Origin of the sequence: Dietzia maris (assembly GCF_014144855.1) — a bacterium.
GTDB lineage: Bacteria > Actinomycetota > Actinomycetes > Mycobacteriales > Mycobacteriaceae > Dietzia > Dietzia kunjamensis.
Window position 1 is genome coordinate 1 of the sequence record NZ_JAALDN010000456.1, and the last position, 2,269, is coordinate 2,269.

Sequence of the window (2,269 nt, forward strand, 5' to 3'; positions counted from 1 at the left end):
CCCTCGGCGTGACGACCATCGCGGAGGCGACGCAGCTTCGGTCGGCGGGGATCGGGGCCGAGATCCTGGCGTGGCTCTACTCGGCGTCCGATGACGTCCGGTCGGCCCTGGAGGCCGACATCGTCCTCGCCGTCCCGAGCCCGGGCCACCTCGACACCGTGCTCGAGGCCGCCCGACGTACCGGCCGCCGCGCGCGGATCACCCCCAAGATCGACACGGGTCTCGCCCGGTCGGGCATCGCGTTGGAGGACTGGCCGGCCGTGCTCGAGCGGCTGGTCGCGGCGACCGCCGGCGGTCTCGTCGAGGTGACGGGGTTGATGGCGCACTTCGCCCACGCCGATGATCCGGGCAACCCGGTGATCGACCTGCAGGTGGCCCGGCTGCACGAGTGCGTGTCCCTCGCGCGTGCCCGGGGGCTGGAGTGCCCGGTCAACCACCACGCCAATTCGGCGGCGACCCTGACCCGCCCCGAGGACGGCTTCGAGATGGTCCGGCCGGGGATCGCGCTCTACGGTCTCAACCCGGTCGAAGGCCTGGAGGCCGACCTGGTCCCGGCCATGACGTTCTCGGCGGAGGTCCTCCTGGTGAGGCGCGTGGCCGCCGGTCAGGGCGTGAGCTACGGGCACACGTGGCACGCCCCGCACGACACCACCGTTGCCCTGATCGCTGCCGGTTACGCCGACGGGGTGTGGCGGCTGCTGTCGGGCCGGATGGACGTCACGATCGGCGGACGCCGGTATCCGAACGTCGGCCGCGTCTGCATGGACCAGTTCGTCGTCGACCTCGGCCCGGAGCCCGCGACGCCGGTCCGGGTGGGGGACACCGCGGTGCTGTTCGGGAACGGGGCCGACGGCGGCCCGACGGCCGCCGAGTGGGCCAGGACGGTCGGCACCATCCACTACGAGGTGGTCACCGCCGTGCGGGGGCGTGCCGAGAGGCACCACGTCCTTCGTGCGTCACACGGTGCCGACCGGGGGCGGGAGGCTGCGATATGAGCGAGGACGACGACGGCGAGGTGACCGGTCGCAGCGGAAGGCCCCGGATCCGTCTGCCCAGACGCCCGGCCCGGTCCGCGGCCGAGGAGCCGGTGGAGATCCGACCACCCGAGGTCGTGGGGGGCGCGCCCGGGGATCTCGAGGCGATCAGGGAGCATATCCGGACCCCGGGAGGGCTGCGTGCGGGCCTGGGAGCCCTCGGTGCGGCCACGCTCGGTTCGGTGGTCACCCTGCTGCCCGGTCGACGCGCCAACGACCCGTGGGCGGGCGAAGACATGTGGGAACTCGGAGTGGACCGTGGCTCCATGGTCGCGGCCTCCGACGGCGTACCGCTCGCGGTGCGGGAGGCCGGGCCCACCGATGCGCCGATGACCGTCGTGTTCGCCCACGGCTACACCCTGTCGATGGACAGCTGGCACTTCCAGCGGCGGCATCTCGCGGACCGGTTCGGCTCGGAGATCCGGATGGTGTTCTACGACCAGCGTGGACACGGGCTGAGCGGGATGAGTTCGCGGAAGAACTCCACCATCGACCAGCTGTCCCGGGACCTCGACACCGTCATCTCGGCGACGGCACCCACCGGTCCGGTGGTGGTGATCGGGCATTCCATGGGCGGGATGACGGTCATGGGATATGCCGCGCGCCACCCGGAGACCGTGCGGGAGCGCGTCCTGGGGGCCGGGCTGGTCTCCACCGCCATGGCCGAGCTCTCCGAGGCGGGGCTCGGCGCGGTGCTCGACAACAAATCCGTCGCGCGGCTCGCCGGTCTCGCAGGCCGGAGTCCCGGGGTGTTCACCAACGGTCGGCGGGCCCTCGGGGCGCTCATCTCGCCGTTCATCTACGGCGGCTCGTTCGGTGACCCCGCCGCGATGAGCCCGACCGTCGCCCGGTTCGTGGACAAACTCATCGGCTCGACCGACGTGCTGACCATCGCCAACTTCTTCGAGACCCTCACCCAGCACGACGAGTCGGCCGCCGTGCCCGTCCTGCGGGACGTCCGCACGACCGTCCTGTGCGGTGACCGCGACCTGCTCACCCCGCTCGACCGGTCGGTCGACATCGTCGAGGAACTGCCGGACGCCGAGTTCGTGGTGGTCCCGGGTGCCGGGCACATGGTGATGCTGGAGGAGCCCGCCCACGTGTCCGAGGTGCTGGGGGACCTGGTGGCCGACGCGATCATCGAATGGCGGGAGCGGGAGCGTCGCGCCGACGGCGTGGGCCGCGCCGCCATGCCCCCGCCGGACCGGGGCGCCGGTGGGGAGACGGCCCCGTCC

General features: G+C 72.6%; 2 protein-coding genes. Both read left to right on the forward strand.

Features of this window, described 5'->3' with window-relative positions; translation table 11 throughout:
- The coding region (gene alr / locus G6024_RS14165; protein ID WP_159148987.1) for an alanine racemase at positions 1–995 on the forward strand (995 nt) is incomplete at its 5' end.
- A partial coding sequence (locus tag G6024_RS14170; protein WP_235027922.1) for an alpha/beta fold hydrolase occupies positions 992–2,269 on the forward strand: 1,278 nt, incomplete at its 3' end. The genes alr and G6024_RS14170, both read left to right, overlap by 4 nt.